The organism is Xenorhabdus sp. NBAII XenSa04 (genome assembly GCF_963866145.1).
Classification (GTDB): Bacteria; Pseudomonadota; Gammaproteobacteria; order Enterobacterales; family Enterobacteriaceae; genus Xenorhabdus; species Xenorhabdus indica.
Map to the genome: position 1 here is coordinate 1 of NZ_CAWMEB010000261.1, position 384 is coordinate 384.

Consider the following 384-nt stretch of genomic DNA (forward strand, 5'->3'; position numbering starts at 1 on the left):
CTCTTCAATGACCGCTTTCATTCAGAAAGCCGTGTCACTGAATGTTTCAATTTTTCAGCTTGTTCCAGATTGTTAAAGAGCAAAGATTTCACAATATACCGACAATCCGATACATTCTGAAATCCCGTGTATACCCAAGAGCAGAAAATGGTGGAGCTAAGCGGGATCGAACCGCTGACCTCCTGCGTGCAAGGCAGGCGCTCTCCCAGCTGAGCTATAGCCCCATGTCTCGTCCGGTATCTGTGCGCGGCCAATTCCCAAAAGAATTGGTAGGCCTGAGTGGACTTGAACCACCGACCTCACCCTTATCAGGGGTGCGCTCTAACCACCTGAGCTACAAGCCTATACCGACACCGTCTCTTGTTTTCATCAGACAATCTGTGT

2 tRNA genes are annotated in these 384 nt (G+C 49.2%); both read right to left on the bottom strand.

Annotated elements, in window-relative coordinates:
* Window positions 1-148: 148 nt before the first annotated feature.
* Window positions 149-224 (bottom strand) — tRNA-Ala (locus AAC147_RS09785).
* A gap of 43 nt (window positions 225-267) precedes the next feature.
* Window positions 268-344 (bottom strand) — tRNA-Ile (locus AAC147_RS09790).
* Window positions 345-384: the final 40 nt, after the last annotated feature.